Annotated in this window: 13 protein-coding genes and 1 pseudogene; 8 read left to right on the plus strand and 6 right to left on the minus strand. The window is 56.8% G+C overall.

Annotated elements, in window-relative coordinates; translation table 11 throughout:
- The first annotated feature begins 255 nt into the window (after window positions 1-255).
- Window positions 256-702 (plus strand): PACE efflux transporter, encoded by a 447-nt coding sequence (locus IWX87_RS16860; protein WP_196864679.1) that lies wholly within the window; start codon window positions 256-258, stop codon window positions 700-702.
- 257 nt (window positions 703-959) lie between these two features.
- Here IWX87_RS16860 and IWX87_RS16865 read toward each other — a convergent pair whose 3' ends face one another.
- Window positions 960-1,163: a hypothetical protein gene (locus IWX87_RS16865; RefSeq protein ID WP_196864680.1), complete on the minus strand. Its 204-nt coding sequence runs from the start codon at window positions 1,161-1,163 to the stop codon at window positions 960-962.
- A gap of 625 nt (window positions 1,164-1,788) precedes the next feature.
- On the opposite strand from IWX87_RS16865, the gene IWX87_RS16870 reads away from it, so the two are divergent.
- Window positions 1,789-2,385, plus strand: coding sequence for a recombinase family protein (locus tag IWX87_RS16870; RefSeq protein WP_196864681.1), 597 nt, complete (start codon window positions 1,789-1,791; stop codon window positions 2,383-2,385).
- Between the two features lie 194 nt (window positions 2,386-2,579).
- On the opposite strand, the gene ggt is transcribed toward IWX87_RS16870, so the two are convergent.
- Window positions 2,580-4,211 carry a gamma-glutamyltransferase gene (ggt, locus tag IWX87_RS16875; protein WP_196864682.1) on the minus strand — a complete coding sequence of 544 codons (1,632 nt, stop codon included), beginning with the start codon at window positions 4,209-4,211 and terminating at the stop codon, window positions 2,580-2,582.
- Between the two features lie 82 nt (window positions 4,212-4,293).
- The gene (locus IWX87_RS16880) at window positions 4,294-5,244 is read right to left on the minus strand and encodes a tripartite tricarboxylate transporter substrate binding protein (RefSeq protein WP_196864714.1); all 951 of its coding nucleotides are present in this window, start codon (window positions 5,242-5,244) and stop codon (window positions 4,294-4,296) included.
- Between the two features lie 163 nt (window positions 5,245-5,407).
- Between IWX87_RS16880 and IWX87_RS16885 the strand changes: the two genes are divergently transcribed.
- Complete coding sequence (locus IWX87_RS16885) at window positions 5,408-6,376, plus strand: LysR family transcriptional regulator (RefSeq protein WP_196864683.1); 969 nt, start codon at window positions 5,408-5,410, stop codon at window positions 6,374-6,376.
- Between the two features lie 7 nt (window positions 6,377-6,383).
- On the opposite strand, the pseudogene IWX87_RS16890 reads toward IWX87_RS16885, so the two are convergent.
- Window positions 6,384-6,530, minus strand: a pseudogene (locus IWX87_RS16890) (transposase); the annotation flags it as partial.
- Between the two features lie 1,358 nt (window positions 6,531-7,888).
- On the opposite strand from IWX87_RS16890, the gene IWX87_RS16895 reads away from it, so the two are divergent.
- Together IWX87_RS16895 and IWX87_RS16900 are read left to right on the plus strand one after the other, a co-directional pair.
- Window positions 7,889-8,047, plus strand: a complete 159-nt coding sequence (locus tag IWX87_RS16895; protein WP_196864684.1) for a hypothetical protein — start codon at window positions 7,889-7,891, stop codon at window positions 8,045-8,047.
- 27 nt (window positions 8,048-8,074) lie between these two features.
- Window positions 8,075-9,916 (plus strand): tyrosine-type recombinase/integrase, encoded by a 1,842-nt coding sequence (locus IWX87_RS16900; RefSeq protein ID WP_196864685.1) that lies wholly within the window; start codon window positions 8,075-8,077, stop codon window positions 9,914-9,916.
- Between the two features lie 47 nt (window positions 9,917-9,963).
- On the opposite strand, the gene IWX87_RS16905 is transcribed toward IWX87_RS16900, so the two are convergent.
- Window positions 9,964-11,085 carry a ParB/RepB/Spo0J family partition protein gene (locus tag IWX87_RS16905; protein ID WP_196864686.1) on the minus strand — a complete coding sequence of 374 codons (1,122 nt, stop codon included), beginning with the start codon at window positions 11,083-11,085 and terminating at the stop codon, window positions 9,964-9,966.
- Window positions 11,086-11,087: 2 nt separating this feature from the next.
- Window positions 11,088-12,257 carry an AAA family ATPase gene (locus IWX87_RS16910; protein ID WP_231374871.1) on the minus strand — a complete coding sequence of 390 codons (1,170 nt, stop codon included), beginning with the start codon at window positions 12,255-12,257 and terminating at the stop codon, window positions 11,088-11,090.
- A 107-nt stretch (window positions 12,258-12,364) separates the two neighbouring features.
- Here IWX87_RS16910 and IWX87_RS16915 point away from each other — a divergent pair, with 107 nt between their 5' ends.
- The 3 genes from IWX87_RS16915 to IWX87_RS16925 all read left to right on the plus strand — a co-directional run bounded on the left by IWX87_RS16915 (window position 12,365) and on the right by IWX87_RS16925 (window position 16,183).
- The gene (locus IWX87_RS16915) at window positions 12,365-12,718 is read left to right on the plus strand and encodes a hypothetical protein (RefSeq protein ID WP_196864688.1); all 354 of its coding nucleotides are present in this window, start codon (window positions 12,365-12,367) and stop codon (window positions 12,716-12,718) included.
- 94 nt (window positions 12,719-12,812) lie between these two features.
- Window positions 12,813-14,225 (plus strand): RepB family plasmid replication initiator protein, encoded by a 1,413-nt coding sequence (locus IWX87_RS16920; RefSeq protein WP_196864689.1) that lies wholly within the window; start codon window positions 12,813-12,815, stop codon window positions 14,223-14,225.
- A gap of 701 nt (window positions 14,226-14,926) precedes the next feature.
- Window positions 14,927-16,183 (plus strand): IS4 family transposase, encoded by a 1,257-nt coding sequence (locus tag IWX87_RS16925; protein WP_196864690.1) that lies wholly within the window; start codon window positions 14,927-14,929, stop codon window positions 16,181-16,183.
- Window positions 16,184-16,216: the final 33 nt, after the last annotated feature.

The following is a 16,216-nucleotide window of genomic DNA, read 5'->3' on the forward strand; positions in this document are numbered from 1 at the left end:
TCAAGCCTTTTCGTTCAAAGCACCCAGCATAGTCGAGCAGGCTGCTTGATCGTCAACGCGACACAACCAGCGGTCTCCGCAGATGGCAGATGGCAGATGGCAGATGGCAACGAGTGTTGCGGCACAACCACCCATGTGCGCCGGGGCTTCTCACCTTTTAGGCGGCATATGCACAGCGACTGACGTAATCTCGATGCAAACGGACCCCCTTGCCAATGCAACGCGTAACCGCTTTGTGGACCTTTCTTGCTCACTATGTCACCGTTAACCCGCCGCATTCTTCAAGCCGTCTTGTACGAGATAATTGCCATCGCAGTCGTGGGACCCGTGCTGAGCTTTGCCTTCGACGAGCCGCCAACGTCCACATTTGGGTTGGCCGTCGTGCTATCCACCATTGCTCTGATATGGAACTACGCGTTCAATTTAATCTTCGAGCGATGGGAGTCGCGACAAACCGTGCGCGGGCGCTCATTCGCCAGACGGCTTACGCATGGGACCGGCTTCGAGGGTGGCTTAGTGATCATTCTTGTTCCAGTCATGTCGCTCTGGCTGGGCATCCCCCCAGCAGCAGCATTCGTGGCCAATCTGGGCCTCCTCCTTTTTTTCTTCGTCTACGCTATCGCGTTCACATGGGCGTTCGATCGAGTCTTTGGACTGCCTGCATCGGCATTGAAGAAGGACTCAAATGCTGCTGACGTCTAGGAAAAAGGGGCAAGGATCCTGGCATGGGCATGTCTGCTTTAGGCTCTTTCCTGACCGCCATGAATGACTGCTGAGGTGTGGGGAAGGCGTAGGAGTTGAACTACCAGAAAGCTGTCGTTGGCCACAGGCAGCAAACGCTGCAATGCCGACCTTGGTTTCGTATCCAATAAAGGATCGTTTTATTGACGGCTGACCACCCCACCGGGTTGACAACATAACGCTATTTCGTCGATTCAGGAAGTCTCGCCCAAGACGTGTCAGGGCTGCTGCGCGATTTCTTCAAAGTCAATGACCGCCACCGGGAACGTTTGTCCGGTCTCCAGTTCAGGTTCGTAGCCGTACATCTTCTCCATCTGCCAGTAATTGCCAATCGGTGTTCCGGACCAATCGTGCTTGGTCTTAGCCACCTGAACGATGCCGACTCCCATGGCGTAGTCCAGGCCTCCTTCACACGGCAACATCACTTCGAGTTCTTGCGGCATCCGCTGCAGCTACGCGATCAAGTCACTGACTTTCATTGAATTTTCCAGATGGGCTGCATGAATTGGTGCCAAATTCCGATTCCAGCTTGATCCCGGCCAGTCCTGCCAGGTCTATCCAATCTTGATCAGTTGGGTAATAGGGGCCACCAGCCGCATCCTCTAGCAACGCACTACGGTCGGTCACAGCCCGTTGAGCAAAGTGAACATCATGTTCGGCCTAAGTTACTCAGTAACTAAAATTGAATCCTGTCGTGCATGGGCTTTGCATTAAATTACTTCTGTAAAGATCACCAAAATATAAAGCTCAGATGACCGCTTCGGGCACGCTGCAGGTCACTATGGATGATCACTGATCGGTCGGGAAAACTTGGAAAGTGAACTTCCAGAAAATTACCGGTGGTGACCGGTAGGTAATGCCGAATGGCTGTTATTCACAGCGAAATCTCGATTGAATTTATGGACCGCCACAACGGGTAGCGCTCAAAGTGTTCAGAATCGACCGTATATGGTCAGCCGTAAAACGTATGTCCGTAAATTAGCTTTACTTGGTTTTGAACACTCCGCATGATTCGGACATCATTTACGAACATGCAGGACTTTTCCCATGACCCGAGTTTTCGTTTACTGCCGAGTTTCCACAGCAGACCAGACCACCAGCAACCAAGATCAGGAAATCGCCGGCGCAGGCTTTGAGGTCACCGCCCCGCGCACCATCACGGAAACTGTATCGGGCTCGGTCGCTGCATCTGAGCGCAAGGGCTTCCGAAAACTGCTGGACAAGCTCGAGTCGGGCGATGTCCTGGTGGTGACCAAGCTCGACCGGCTGGGGCGTAACGCCATGGACGTGCGCGTGACCGTGGAAGCTTTAACGGAATTGGGGGTGCGTGTGCATTGCCTAGCCTTGGGCGGTGTTGACCTCACCAGTGCGGCCGGAAAGATGACCATGGGGGTGATCGCCGCTGTGGCTGAATTTGAACGCGACCTGTTGATCGAGCGGACCCAAGCGGGGCTTGCGCGCGCGAAATCTGAAGGCAAGACACTGGGCAGGCCCCAGAGCCTGAGCCCCTTGCAAGTGCAAGCGTTGAAAACGCGGCTCGCGTCCGGAGAATCCATTGCGTCCCTTGCCCGAGCGTTTGGCACCAGTCGGCAGACAGTCATGCGGGTCCGGGATGGGGCGATCAGTGCTTGTGCGATGGTTTAGCCCGTGAAAAGGGTCACCCGCCCGCACTGACCTCGTTGAGCGCCTGAATATCTGCTGCCGCCAGCTGCAGCCGTGCCGGCCAAAACGGGTGATCCCATCACTGCTTTAGCGCTCAAGAAACGTGCAGCGCTCAACTGAAGCTTTTTCTCCAGGTTGCGCAATTTCAGCGCATCAAATATTCCGTAATTGGCCTATCAGTGCAGAGTATTCATGCTCAGCTTGTACGCCACGCCATCGCGGCCTGGGTCCGCACCGCCATGCAGGCCGTCGGGCTGCACCTGCACGCCGTGCACCCAGCCGATGGTGTAGTTATAGGGGTTGCGACCGATGGTGTAGCCCTCGGCCTCCAGGGCGCGCGTGGTGTAGCGCGGAATCCGATTGCATACGTCGATGGAATTGCTGGTGGACGAAAAGCGTGGTGCCGACACGGCGGCCTGCATCTCCATGCCGCGGTCGATGACGTTGAGCAGCACATGCAGCACGCCCATGGCGATTTGCGTCCCACCAGGCGAGCCGAGCACGATGTCGAGGGCGCCGTCCTTGAAGGTCATGGTAGGGCACGACGAGGTGAAGCGGCTCTTGCCCGGCTTGATGCTGCCCGCGCGACCAGGCCGTGGGTCGAACACGCCCATGCAGCCGTTGTAGAGAAAGCCCATGCCTGGTGTGATGATGCCCGAAGGCATGGCCAGCGAGTGGGTCATGGACACCGCGTTGCCGTCGGCATCCACCACGCTCAGATGGGTGGTGTCGCGCGGCACGGGCGCGCCGTGGTTTACGCGCTCCACGTTGTAGCGGTGGCCTGCGCGAATCTGCTCGGCCACGCCGCGCGCTATGTCCTTGGACAGCAACTGGTCCAAGGGCACGTCCAGAAATCGGGGGTCGCCAATGTGACGATCTTTGTCGATTGTGGCCTTTTTCATGGCCTCGCACACGAGCCGGATGTACTCGGGGCTGTTGTGCTCGATGGTCGCCAGGTCGAAGTGCTCAAGGATGTTGAGCATCTCCAGCAGCATGGCGCCTCCGCCCGGAGGCTGGTTGGTAGTGATGGTGCGGTCGCGATAGGTGCCCACCAGAGGCGGGTTGCGCTGCACCTCGTACTTGGCCAGATCGTCAAGCGAGATCAACGCACCGAGCGATTGCAGATGCGCCACCATCTGGCGTGCTAGGTCGCCCTGGTAAAACGGGTGCGAGCCTTCTTCGGCAATCTGGCTCAGCACCCGGACCATTCCTTCATTGCGCAGGGGAGCTCCGATGGCCTTGGGGCGTCCGTCGGCGCGGCAGTACAGGGCGCGGCTGTCCTCGCAATACTGCAGACGCTCGAGGTTGCCAACGCGGCCCATGCTGGGCTCATCGATCCAGAAGGCGTGCATGCCCGGCCGCACGAAGAAACCTTCTGATGCCCAGCGGATCGCGGGCTCGACCACCTGATTCCATGGCAATCGGCCGTGCGCCTGGTGCATGGCTTCCAGTCCCTTAAGCGTGGCGGGCGTGCCGATGGACTGGGGGCCGATGTCGTTGACGCGACCCTTCAGGATGAAACCAAAGCCGTCTTTGGTCTCGGCTTCGAGAAGGTGCTCCCACATGTCTTCCCTGGCCGCCAGCGGCGCAGGGGAGTGGAAGTCGAAATACTCGTGCACCCTGGCGCCCGGCAGGTAAACGGCGGCGGTACCAAAGCCAGCAATACCGCACATCAGCGGGTCGACCACCGTCTGCGCCAGGGCAGTAGCCACTGCGGCGTCCACCGCGTTGCCGCCAGCGCGCAGGATGTCAATACCGGATTCGGCCGCCTCGGGCTGGGGGCAGACCACCATTGCTTGTGTTTTCATGGCTTCAAAGAAAAAGCCCCGTGCGGCATCAGCGATACGGCAGGGGGTAGATGTAAAGAACTAAAAGGAGAAACGGTTTACGTTACTGGCCGCTCAGGTTCAGTGTTTCCAGCGTGGGACCCCAGGCCTTCATGTCGCGCTCCGTGGTCTCCATCAACAGCGAGGCAGGGCCGGGGAGCGGTATCACGCCCATGCCCTTGAGCTTGGCCTGCACCTGCGGGTTTTTGTGGAACTCTTCAGTGGCCTTGTGCAGTTTGTCGACCAGGCCCGCAGGCGTACCGCTGCGCGCCACAATGCCGCTCCAGCCCATGTTGTCAAAGCCCTTGACGCCCAACTCTGCGGCGGTGGGTACGTCGGGCAGTTCGTTTAGGCGCTGTGGTGCGATCACGGCCAGTGGCACGAGCTTGTTGTTCTTGATGTGAGGCAGCGCTGTGCCGAATACGGGGGCCATCACCTCCGTCTGACCGCCGATGGTGGCCATCACGCCGTCGGGCTCGCCCTTGAAGGGGATGTGCGTCATGGAGATGTCCAGGGCCTTAGCCAGAAGCTCGACCGCCAGGTGCGTGGAGTTGCCCAGTCCGGCCGATGCGAAGTTCAGCTTGCCCGGGGATTGCTTGGCTTTTTGCGTAAGTTCGTTGAGTGACTTCATACCCGTCGCAGGGTTTGTCACCAGGATGAACGGCACGGTTGTCAGCATGCCCACGCCCGTGAAGTCTTTCTCGGGCGAGTAGGGCAGGCTTTTGTACGTGAAGCGGTTGAACACCATCTGGGACACGCCCCCGAAGAACAACGTGTAGCCGTCGGCCGGCTGGCCCAGCACGTACTGGGCCGCAATGATGCCACCTGCGCCCGGCTTGTTTTCCACCACCACGGTGCCGCCAATGGATTTGCCCACGCTTTCGGCCCACATGCGGGCGATGGTGTCAGAACTGCCGCCCGCCTGCTGCGAGACCACCAACCGCACGGGGCGGTTTGGGTAGGCAGCCTGGGCATACACGGTGGTGGTCGTGATGGCCGCTACCGCGAAACCCATCAGGAACTTTGAGACGTTGTTGCTTGCTTGGGACACTGGGAACTCCTAGGGGATCTGCAAAAGAAGATGAGGATGTTGTCAGGAAGAAGGATGAGAACATTTTCATGATGAAACCGGCTTACTGTCTAGCGAAAAGGCAAAATAGCTGTATGAAGGTTTACTCATGATTGATCGTTTCGAGGGCACATCCTGGGCGCGGCGCGTCAAGGTGCGGCACCTGGAGTCGTTTCTGGTGCTGGACGAGGCGGGCACGCTGACCGCGGCGGCGGCGCGGCTTCACATGACGCAATCGGCCATGTCGCACTGGCTGGCCGAACTCGAAAGCGTAGTGGACACGGTGCTGGTCGTGCGCGGGCGCAAGGTGCAGCTCACTCCTGCGGGACAGCTACTCAAGCGGCTGGCCATCAGCGTGCTGGGCGATATCGCCCGCACCGGCCGCGAGTTGAATGCAGTGGCCGAAGGTCGCGTGCCGCGCTTGAACGTGGGCAGCGTCTGGGCGGGCATTGCTGGCGGCCTACCGGAGGCAGTTATTGCCTTTCAGCAGGAGCACCCCGACGTGGTGGTGTCCATCCACGATGGGCCTTTTGACACTTTGCTCCAGGGTCTGGAAAACCGCGCCATGGATGCGGTCATTGGCGTTCTGGACGCGCGGGCGCACCAGCCGGGGCTCGCTCACCAGGTGCTATTTGACGATCAGGTGGCCATTGTCATTGGCCACGGCAGCAGGCATTGGACGTGCAGCGAGACACTGGGCTTCGCCGACGTGCTCCACGAAAAGTGGGTGATGCCGCCCGGTGGCACGCTCACGCGCATTCAGATGGATGCCTACCTCGTCGAGCGGGAGGCATCGTGGCTGGTGCCAAAAGCCGAAACCGCGTCGCTGGCCATGATGCAGGCACTGCTGCAAAAGGGCGACTATGTTGGCGTGTGTTCAGAATCCATGGCGGACTATATGGCCTCGCTCGGGCTGTTCCGAAAGATCGCCATCGAATCCAGCATCCGCTTCGGACCCATCACCGTGGTGTGGAACCGTGAGCACATCTCGGCCACACTCATGGAGTTTGTCACCTGTCTGAAGACCCATGCGCAGGACTCACCGGCCCCGCGCCCTTTCACACCGCCAAGTGCTTAGAACGTGTTCACGATCTTCTAAGTAACAGAGCCAGGAACGCCAAGTGAATGAACTGCAGGCTGGTGTCGAGCTTTCTCTCGCAGTTCTTCCATAGCCGCCTGTTCTTGTCCAACCAGGAAAAAATGCGCTCCACAACCCAGCGCTTGGGGATCACGGTGTCATCAGCGGAAGTAAAGTGATACAGGCAGCGGTTTAAAACGGACACACCTATTTTGAGAAGATGGCTGCCTTTAGGGTAGCTGTGATAACCAAAGAGGTGTTTGTGGAAATCGAGTTACTTAAAAAGCATGGATTTAGCCTGAGGCAAATTGTCGGCTCTGCAGCATTGAGCAACCATCACAAAAAAATTTTCAATGAAATCAATGTCATTTTATGAAAAAAACCGCTTAATGCGACAGAGCCGCGAGACGTGCTGGACGTTCATTTACCTAAAAGTGTTATCAGGCGTCTGGCGTAAGGCATCGATTTGCTTGATTTTCAAAAAATCCAGTATCAAAATTAGGCCAAATACCTTGACCTAAAAACGTTCTTGAAGTGTCGCTTGGCCTAAAAGTGTTCTCGAGATGAACGAATTTGCATCCGGGTGGCCATTTTTTGGGCTGGAGCAGCGCATTTGACCGCAAGTTTGCGTCAGCGGTTGGTCTGGAACTTTTTTAGGCCAAAGATAGCAACACTTTTAGGCAAATGAACGGCAAATGAACGTCAACCGTTCATTCACATAAAACTGTTCCCAGCACGGCTGGCATTGGGCGTTGATTTGCTTGCATTTCCAAAAATCCAGTACCAAAATTATGTAAAGTTCTTTCACACAATAACGTACCCCGCATGGAATTTCACATAAAAACGTACCCGGACTGAACGCAATCCTCAGGGATGAGAAGCGCCGCGTGGGGTAGCAGACCCTTCGTCCACGCAGGTGCATTTTTATGTGAAATCCGGGTACGGTTTTATGTGAATGAACGGGTGTCGTTCATTTTCATAAATCCATACCCAACCTGTGCACGCAAGGAGTTGATTTCCTTGAACTCCGGAAAATATGGGCTCAAAATCATGAAAAAATATTTTTCACAATAATGTTCCCCGCATGGAATTTTTCATAAAAATGTTCCTGAGTTGAACGAAATCACATGGCGATGAGAACTCAGGCGGGCCTGTTGCCGCAGCCTACGAAGATCGAAGCGGGCTGTCGGCTTCCTTCGTCGGTGCCAGGCACAGATTGATGAAAAATCTGGGTACGGATTTATGAAAATGAACGCATGCCAGGGGGTTTTCAAGACACCCCCCTAAGATAACGCTCATTATCTCAGGGTAAAATCCAGTGGTCAAAACCTCCGCCTGCCTGCAGCCTATGAAAAACTCCAAGCCTGACAAGGCCTTGCGCGGCCCCGCGCCAGCGTTCCCACCCCCGGCGCGTGCGCTGGTACAGGGCTGGGGTGCGGGCCACCGTCACCCTGCTCCGCGCCGCGCCAGTCGCCCGGCACGCGACAGCAGCCCCGCCAGCGGTTTTTACGCATGCGCCCTGACACCACCCCTGGCCAGGGTGCAATCGGCGCGCCTGGCGCGTCCTGGCAGGCCGCGTTTTGCCTGTTCGCTGCCGACCCGAGCACGGTGTACGCGCCTTTTCTGCGACGCCGGGAGGCCGGAAGGCGCGCACCCCGCACGCCCGGCTAATCCTTTCACCCCCCGATGGACCCGTCCATGACGCCCCTGCCCGCCAAGCCAACGCAGCCCGCGCTGGCGCATCCCCGCTTCGTGCGCCGCCTGGGCCCGCACCACTTTGCCCAGTTGCGCGCCGCCGCCGAAGGCTTGAACCTAGCCGAATGCGCCCGGCGGTACCTGGGCATCGAGCACGGCCATGAAGCGAAGACGGCGCACCAGGAAGCGGTCGACGCGGTGCGCGCGGTGGCCAGGCGGCGGGGCGAGTCCGCCTGGCGCTTAGTTGGCCTCACGATCCGGGTCCCCGGCGGCGAAGTGCGCCCCTCGCTCGACGCCTTTGCGCAGCAGCACGGCCTGGACGGCTTTTCCGAAAGCGAGGTGCTCACGCTCTATGCCGAAGCCTTTCCCCTGGAGCGAAAAGCCGCGCGCAGCCAGCGCCTGCGGGAGCGCCAGTTGGAACTCCTGCGCCGCCTGGAGGGCGTGGCCGCCGAGACGCCGCAGCCCTCCGACATGGTGGCCGGCTGGTTCGAGGAGGCGCTGGCGACAAAATTAGTCACGGCGGGCCTCTTGACACTGGGGGCCCTGAACGCCCGCATCTCGGCGGGCGGGCGCTGGTTTGCTGCGCTGCCCGCGGTCGGGGTTGCCAAGGCTAGGCGCATCGAGCGCCACCTGGCCACGCTCTTGCCGAGGGACGTGCAGCCGCCCAGGCCGCTCTTTGCACTGAGCGCGACACCGGCGCTGTTTGGCGCGCCTTCGCCTGCGCGCACTTCCCGCGCTCCTGACGCGCCAACGGACGAGGCGTCAGGCCTTCGCGCTTTGGAGGAGGTCACGCAGACCGCTGTGGCGCGCCCGCTGCTGGACGTGAATTCAGACGGGCAGGCGGTGCAAAGCTGGATCCAGGCGCGGGCGGGCTCGCTGGCCACCGTGCGCGTCTACCAGCGCGAAGCCCACCGCCTCTTGCTGTGGCTGCAGTATGAACGGGGTGGCGCCAGGCTCGCGCAGATGACGGTGGCCGACTGCGGGGCGTTCATGGCCTTCCTTCAGAATATTCCGCCGCGCTGGATCTCCCGGGCTCGGGCCGCGCCCGGCCAGCCCGGCTGGGCGCCCTTTCGCGGTCCCCTGTCGCACGCGAGTTGCCGCCAGGCAGTAGTGATCATCGCTTCGCTGTTTGCCTGGCTGCAGTCGGCGCAGTACTTGAGTGCCAACCCCTGGGTGCTGGTGAACCAGGCCACGGGGGACGATCCGGGCCACAAGATGCTGGACACCAAGGCTTTCAGCGAAGCGGCGATGCTCGAAGTGCTGCGCTTCGTGGACGGCCAGGCGCCCTCGCCTTCCAGCGCGCGCATCCGCTTCATCCTGCTGTTCGTCGAGGCCGTGGGCCTGCGCTCGGCCGAGCTCCTGTCGGCCACGCTGGGCGACCTGCGCCTGGAGCCCGAGGGCTGGGTGATGCAGGTGCGTGGCAAGGGGGCGAAGAACCGGATCGCCGCCGTGCCCGGGCAGGCGCTGGCCGCGCTGCAGGACTACCTCCAGGTGCGCGGCCTGGGTTCAATCCAGGAGGCCCCGCCGGATGCGCCCCTGCTGGCAAGTAGCCTGGATCCCATGGCACCCATCGGCTACCAGGCGCTCTACGAGCATGTCAAGGGCTGGCTGGCCAAGGCGGTGCGGGCTTCCAGCCTGCCGGCCAACGAAAGAGAAAGACTGGCGGGGGCCACCACCCACTGGCTGCGCCACACCTTTGGCACCAGAGCCATTGCCCGGCAAGTGCCTCTGGACGTGATCCAGGCGCAGATGGGGCATGCCTCCATCCAGACCACCACGGCGATCTATGGCCGGGCACCCATCAAGCGGCGGGTGGATGAGCTGGGGAAGGCATTTTCCGGATAGGTTTGCGGGGGCCTACAACATCCTACAGACAAGGCCGCAATCTGTGTTCACGCCCGCTTGTCCAAAAATTCTTGTATCAGCTTGACCAGCGCTTCGCTGTCACCGGCAGTCATAACTGATTTGAAGCGAACCATAGCGCGACCCTTGCTGTCCATTGAAAACGTCGCCATATTTTTCCCTCGACTTCCGATTACGATTTTCTTAGTCTTCCTTTCTGCGTCGGTCACTTGGCGCCCAGACGCTGAATCAAGGTGCTGCCTTTGAGGTAATTCTTGTTCAGAAACCAGCAGTTCAAAAATTTCCTTTGAGGAAAGCTTTTCCTTGAACTCTTTCAATTCCCTTGCGCGATGAGTAACAGCCTCTGGGTCAACAAGCAACCGGTCTGTGAGAGGTTTGGCCCAGCGATATTGAATCTCAAGCGGTGTGGGAAAGGCATCAACAACGGTAGAAGGCAGCCTGGCAAGGGAAAGCGCTTTGCCAATTACTCCCGTATCACGGCCAACTGCTGACGCCAGGCGGGCATTGGAAGAAAATAGACCCCCGTCCAGCGCTTTCGCGTACATCACTCCCTGTTCCCAAGGTGAGAGATCAGCGCGCAGCCTGTTTTCCCGGTCCATGTCGACAAAGAGTTCTTGCTCGGTGGTTTCCTCAATCAGGGCAAGCACTGGAATCCCCAGGTCTAAACATGCTCGATGGCGCCGGTGCCCAAAAACAATTTCGTATTCGTAGGGGGGGTTGAACGGTTCAACCCCCTCTTTTTCCGGAGATTTCGAAGGCTGCGATGCAATCTTGTTGTGGTCTTGCTCAATCGAGTCATTGGGCAGGGGACGAACTTTGATGGCCTGGACATTGCCGCCCGCGTTGTCAATCTCTGCTCGTAAGCTAATAAACTCCTCAGTTCGAAAGGAGTCTTCATGACGATTAGCCCATTGCGATGGTTTGATTACCTGCGGATCGAGCAACCGCGCTGGTTTGGCTCCTTCATGTTTTGCATACTCAGCACGCAATGATTCGAGTTCAAGCCGGACCTTGGATTCATCAACAACGAATTGCGCCATTCCACCGATTGCTGTTCGAGGACGGCCCACACTGGACGCTTGAATTGCTGATGCGCCAACACTTGCGGGCAAAGTTACTGAGTCACCCTTCTCAAATAATTTACGTGCCATGTTCAGTTAAATTTTGATTTACGATTGGACGAATCACGTAGCCATACGGCATGAACAAGGCGCTCCACATAAGCGACCAAACTGTCATAGGCTTCACGCGCGCGCTTGTAGGTTCGGGCAGAGCCGTCGTATCGAGATATATCGTAGACAGTAGCAAACTCTGCGCTTGATGTTGACGTAACGATTGTTTTTGGAATCTCGACAGGCAGTACCTTGTCACCATAAGTGGAGATAATCCACTTGCGGACCATCGCGCTTGCAGCGTCAGTTTCGACCCTTGACAGCAGAACGTTGATGAAATCGTATGTTTTGTTCAAATGTCCGCTGCCTGAAAGACTCTCAGACAGATCTGCAAACAAACTCCAAAACTGAGCACCCGATGCAAAGTCGAGTGCATTTGGTGGCAGCGGCATGATGATCCCATTGCTGGCCATCAATGCATTCACAGTGCCATACGATAAAGCTGGAGCAGTATCAATGATGATGACATCGTAGTCTTCACGGACATCATCTATTCCAAGATTCAAAACGTTCCAAAACTCAAAGCCCGCTTCGCGTACTTGTCTGGACGGAAGGGTAAATTCAATGCTGAATAACAATGGGGCGGCCGCTACAAGGTCAATTCCATCCCAATATGTAGGCCTAATAGCGTAACGAATCGATTCTTCTTCCCCGGAGACCAGAAGCAAAAATGTGTCCTTGTCTTCGACATCCAAATCCGGGAGCAAGCCGGTCAACGTGGTGAGCGAGCCTTGAGGGTCTGCATCAATCAGGAGAATGCGGTGCCCCAGCAATGACAGGCCCTGTGCTAAAGCCATGGCTGTGGTAGATTTTCCGACACCCCCCTTGAAATTGGCAATGCTGATGACTACCGCTTCAGCGCCTTCAGGACGAAGTTTGTCTTTTCGCACATCTCTTACCCAGGTCCGCGCTTCTGCTAACGTAAATTCCTTTCCTCGGCGCTCGGGCCTGGTTACGCCTTGAGGAAGGGTGCCTTGTTCATCATTCTTCATTCTGTAAGCAAACGGACCACGGTCTATTCCGCAAAGCGTAGCTACTTCCGTCTGGTTGTAGGTGGGACTTACTTTTTTCGCTGTTGGTGCGAGCATGGTCGTTCTTACTGCACTGACCATGTCACTGGCCCTTGCTGCTTGCTGAACGATATCGCTCATGGTCATGGGCTGCAGTAAGTTCTCGCTAACAGATTTCATTTGCTTTTCTTTTATGTAATTGCACGCACGATGCGTGTTTGCACAATTTTCGCTTGTGAAGCTAATTTGTGCAAACTTTTTCTGGAAAAATCCTGCATTCACTCATGCGAAGGCTTTTGTTTTCAAAAATCAATCCTGATGGACTGTCTACAGGGATTTATAAGTTTGTAACTCTTCAAAACCCTCTAATACCTTTAGGTATTGTTTTTCTTTTTAAAATCAACAACTTAGATTGTTTTTTTGAGCCATTACAGGATACTTCCGAGGCACTTCGGGAGCCTTTTGCAGGGGATACAGGACATTTCTGCGGAACTTCAGGATGCTGGCAGGGTGGATACAGGAAAGAAACTGCACACTTAAAAGGCCGCTTTTTGCTACCTGAGCAACGGCATTTTTTACTTTTAGCGGAGCTTCAGCGCTAAGCCGGCTTCCCTCACATGAGACGTTTCAGGAAAAATCCTCGCGATTTTTCTCCTCTTAGCACTTTTCCAGCGCCGCAGTGAAGAAGAAATTTACATGAAATCTTTTATTCATCTAAAGGAATCCTGCGATACAGTCAAAGGCATGAAGTCCCTAGATGCCGTCAAAAAGCCTCACGTTCGCGATGTTGACCTGAAAAAGCCCGTCACGGCGCTAGCCATTACGGCCAGGAGCGAGCGCATCTCTGCATTGGCCAGGAAAACCTATAACGTATTACTTCACCTGTCCCAAAATGACAAGGAAGCAGGACATGATCGCGAAGTTCATACGGCCCCGCTTTCAGACATTGTTCATTTGCTTGAATACGATTCAAATGACTTGAATCTGATCAAAAAGCATCTGAAGTCGATGATCTCGACGGTGGTTGAATGGCAGTCGCCGACGACAGGCGAGGGTACCGACTGGGATGCCTGCGGTTTGCTAGCGCATTGCAAGATCAGAAAGCAGCGCGCCGAGGTGTGGGTTGACTGGTCATTTGCTGTTAACTTGCGCAGCGAACTGCTCAATCCGACAATCTTTGCCCGCATCAAAATGGAAGTGGTTTCCCAGCTGCGTACCCATCCTGCAGTCTTTCTATACGAATTGGCCTGTCGCTACCAAAACATAGGCCGCAGCCCACGCCAGCCTTGGCGCTGGTGGCATGACCCCATGACAGGCCGGATTCCCGATGAGGCCAGGCTGGAAAAACTTGAGTACTCTTTTTTTAAACGGGACACTTTAAAGCCAGCCGTTGCTGAAGTAAATGCTGCCTCGCCTTTTGATATAGAGTTGGTTGAGCATCGTCGTGGTCGCTACATATCGGAAGTGCAGTTTTTTATCAAGAAAAAGGCAGTTGATGCCTGTGCAGACCGAAAGGCCCCTGAAAAAGTCGATCTGCAATCCATTCACTTGGCGCGCCAATTGGGTATACCTGATGAACGCATTGAGCATATTGTCGAGACCTACGGTAACGAAGCGCTGATCACGGCCTTGCCAGAACTGTCCCGGCGCGTTCAGTCTGCCTATCCAGAGCCCGTGCGAGATCCCACGCGATACTTGGTGTCGATCATGCCGGGACATGCTACTCAGGCGACGCGGGCCGCAGCTGAAAAAGCTGCCAAGGCCATTCCTACGAGTAGCCAGGCGCTGGCTTCCAAAACTCAACGCCAACTCGCTTGGCGCAACGCTTGGACCAGCCAGCGTCTGGCCGTCATTGAATCAGACTTCAAGGCCATGTCTGCTGCCGAGCAAGAAGCATTAACCCAACAGGTGATCAACGCCATGGAAACAGCGGGCCTTCATTCTCAGATCATCAAAAGGCTTCGAAAGGATGGGTGGCAGCATCCCCTAGTCAAGTCCAAGTTTCTCGGTACCTATGCCGAGGCGGCTTTTGGTGAGAACTGGAATCAGCCGAGCGACAAGGAGCTACTAACAGTCGCTGCGACGATGGGCGATATTGGCGTAGCCTGAACATTTCAATGTTGAAGATGATGATGCGCTTTCCGTGCGCCAGGCATTGACAATCCGCTTGCACATATCTTCGGTCGACTGACGATAGGCTGGTCAAGATGGCTCGGCAAATACTGCCTTGCTGACTGCAGCTACGTGCTTGCTGGCCGGCGGGTGCTTGCGACAAATGAGAAAACTCTTTGGGTTGTTGATGAGCCAGAGGTACGTGCCGGTGCTTAGCACCGTCAGGCTCTCGGGCTACGCCCCGTGCCCGGAGTCCCGGTCACGGCCCTGGCGGGCTTCGATCCTTCACGCCTTCGGCCCTGCCGGGCCTGCGCGCTGCGCTTGCCCACTCGATGCGGGAGCGGGGAGGGCGGGTTTGCTGATTTCCTTCACCGTACCACGGCGTTCTCGCCGTCAAGGTCTGCGTGCGCTGTGCGCGCTGGCGTCCTGGCGGCCGTCTTCGAACCTTGACCGCTGCGCTGTGAACCGAGCCGGAACCGGGCAATCCCGCCGGAGACTGACATGTCACACGAATTTCCTTCATCTTCTCTTGATGCCTGCGCTCTTTTGGTTCGCGAGCAGACCGGGTCGTACCCAATCTACCCAAGTTAAGGATTTGACTCTGGAAGTCAGAAAAATAGTTGGGAATCGATCAAATAAAGCTTGACAAAGTGCAGTAATTTTTTTGCCAGTGAGAATTTTTTATCTCATTGGCGAACATGTCTCTTTCTGCTCTTTTTTCCGATATTTCTGCGCACCTGACGTCCCCCGAGTTTCTCAAGTCCGCTCGTCATCCCGCGCATCCCACTGCATTTACGCGAATACGCAAGTTGCCATTGCCGTCTCTGGTGGCGCTGCTGTTGTGCGGCATGCGCATGAGCATCCAGGCCGAACTCGACCAGTTTTTCGCCCATTTACGCCAACAAGCCCAGCTCGTGCGCAACGTTTCTGAACAAGCCTTCTCTCAGGCGCGCGCGAAACTGTCCTTGGACGCCATCCCGCAGCTCAACGACTGGCTGATTGAGCGCGCCCGACACTATGGCTTTTTGCCCCTGTGGCGTGGTTTACGCTTGGTCGCCGCCGATGCCTCCACTGTGCGCTTTGGCGTGCGCACCAGCAATGTCAATTGTCCTGCGCTGGCCGATCAAATTGCCTTTGGTCTGTTTCTGCCCACGGCGGAGTTGATGCTTGCCACCTCGCTGTACAGCGTGCGTGACAACAACGAGCGTCAGATGCTGTTCGAGCACCTTGATCGCCTGTCCAGCAGTGATTTGCTGCTGATGGATCGGGGCTATCCCTGCTGCTGGCTGGTGTCGGTGTTGAACCAGCGCAGACTACCGTTTTGCATGCGCGTGGAGAAATCCGGAAGCGGCAATTTCGCCTGCGTGCGCGACTTCCTGCGCAGCGGATTGACAGAAAAAAACGTGATGCTGCGCGCCCCCAATAAACGCGATTGCGAAGACTACGAATGCCCGCGCGAACCGCAAACCGTGCGTCTGGTACGCCACATCGCCCCCAATGGAGCTGTACGTGTCTTGATGACAAACCTGCTGGATAGACAGCGCTTCCCGGCGGCTTGCTTTAGCGACCTGTACCACCAGCGTTGGGGTATCGAAGAGGCGTTCAAACGTCTCAAGCACAGGCTTAATCTGGAGCATGTATCGGGCTTGTCACAGCAAGCCGTTGTTCAAGATGTCGCGGCAAAAATCTTGTGCGACAACTTGCAGGCATTGACCTCCAGGGCCGCCCATGAGGGCGCCCACCTGCCTGAGTCAGGGCGCATCAATCATGCCTATGCACACACCGTCCTCAAGCCCCTGCTGCCAGGTTTGCTGCTTGCCAAGAAAGTCGGAAAAATGCTTCGTGAGGTGCTGCGACTGATCGCCAAAATGACATACCGCCACCGCGATGGCGTGTCAAAGCCGCGCAAGCCCAGGCCAAAACCACACAAATACATGACTCAGAAAAATTGCTGATGTGACTCGATTTGTCTTAACTTGGGGAGATTG

The organism is Polaromonas sp. CG_9.7 (assembly GCF_015752205.1).
Taxonomy (GTDB): Bacteria; Pseudomonadota; Gammaproteobacteria; order Burkholderiales; family Burkholderiaceae_C; genus Polaromonas.

What these genes read in the sequence shown, in the direction of transcription:
- IWX87_RS16905 (WP_196864686.1), bottom strand. Translation starts at nt 11,085, where the DNA reads ATGGCACGTAAATTATTTGAGAAGGGTGACTCAGTAACTTTGCCCGCA.
- IWX87_RS16880 (WP_196864714.1), bottom strand. Translation starts at nt 5,244, where the DNA reads ATGGGTTTCGCGGTAGCGGCCATCACGACCACCACCGTGTATGCCCAG.
- IWX87_RS16860 (WP_196864679.1), top strand. Translation starts at nt 256, where the DNA reads ATGTCACCGTTAACCCGCCGCATTCTTCAAGCCGTCTTGTACGAGATA.
- IWX87_RS16920 (WP_196864689.1), top strand. Translation starts at nt 12,813, where the DNA reads ATGAAATCTTTTATTCATCTAAAGGAATCCTGCGATACAGTCAAAGGC.
- IWX87_RS16870 (WP_196864681.1), top strand. Translation starts at nt 1,789, where the DNA reads ATGACCCGAGTTTTCGTTTACTGCCGAGTTTCCACAGCAGACCAGACC.
- IWX87_RS16910 (WP_231374871.1), bottom strand. Translation starts at nt 12,257, where the DNA reads ATGAGCGATATCGTTCAGCAAGCAGCAAGGGCCAGTGACATGGTCAGT.
- ggt (WP_196864682.1), bottom strand. Translation starts at nt 4,211, where the DNA reads ATGAAAACACAAGCAATGGTGGTCTGCCCCCAGCCCGAGGCGGCCGAA.
- IWX87_RS16865 (WP_196864680.1), bottom strand. Translation starts at nt 1,163, where the DNA reads ATGTTGCCGTGTGAAGGAGGCCTGGACTACGCCATGGGAGTCGGCATC.
- IWX87_RS16925 (WP_196864690.1), top strand. Translation starts at nt 14,927, where the DNA reads ATGTCTCTTTCTGCTCTTTTTTCCGATATTTCTGCGCACCTGACGTCC.
- IWX87_RS16895 (WP_196864684.1), top strand. Translation starts at nt 7,889, where the DNA reads ATGCGCCCTGACACCACCCCTGGCCAGGGTGCAATCGGCGCGCCTGGC.
- IWX87_RS16885 (WP_196864683.1), top strand. Translation starts at nt 5,408, where the DNA reads ATGATTGATCGTTTCGAGGGCACATCCTGGGCGCGGCGCGTCAAGGTG.
- IWX87_RS16900 (WP_196864685.1), top strand. Translation starts at nt 8,075, where the DNA reads ATGACGCCCCTGCCCGCCAAGCCAACGCAGCCCGCGCTGGCGCATCCC.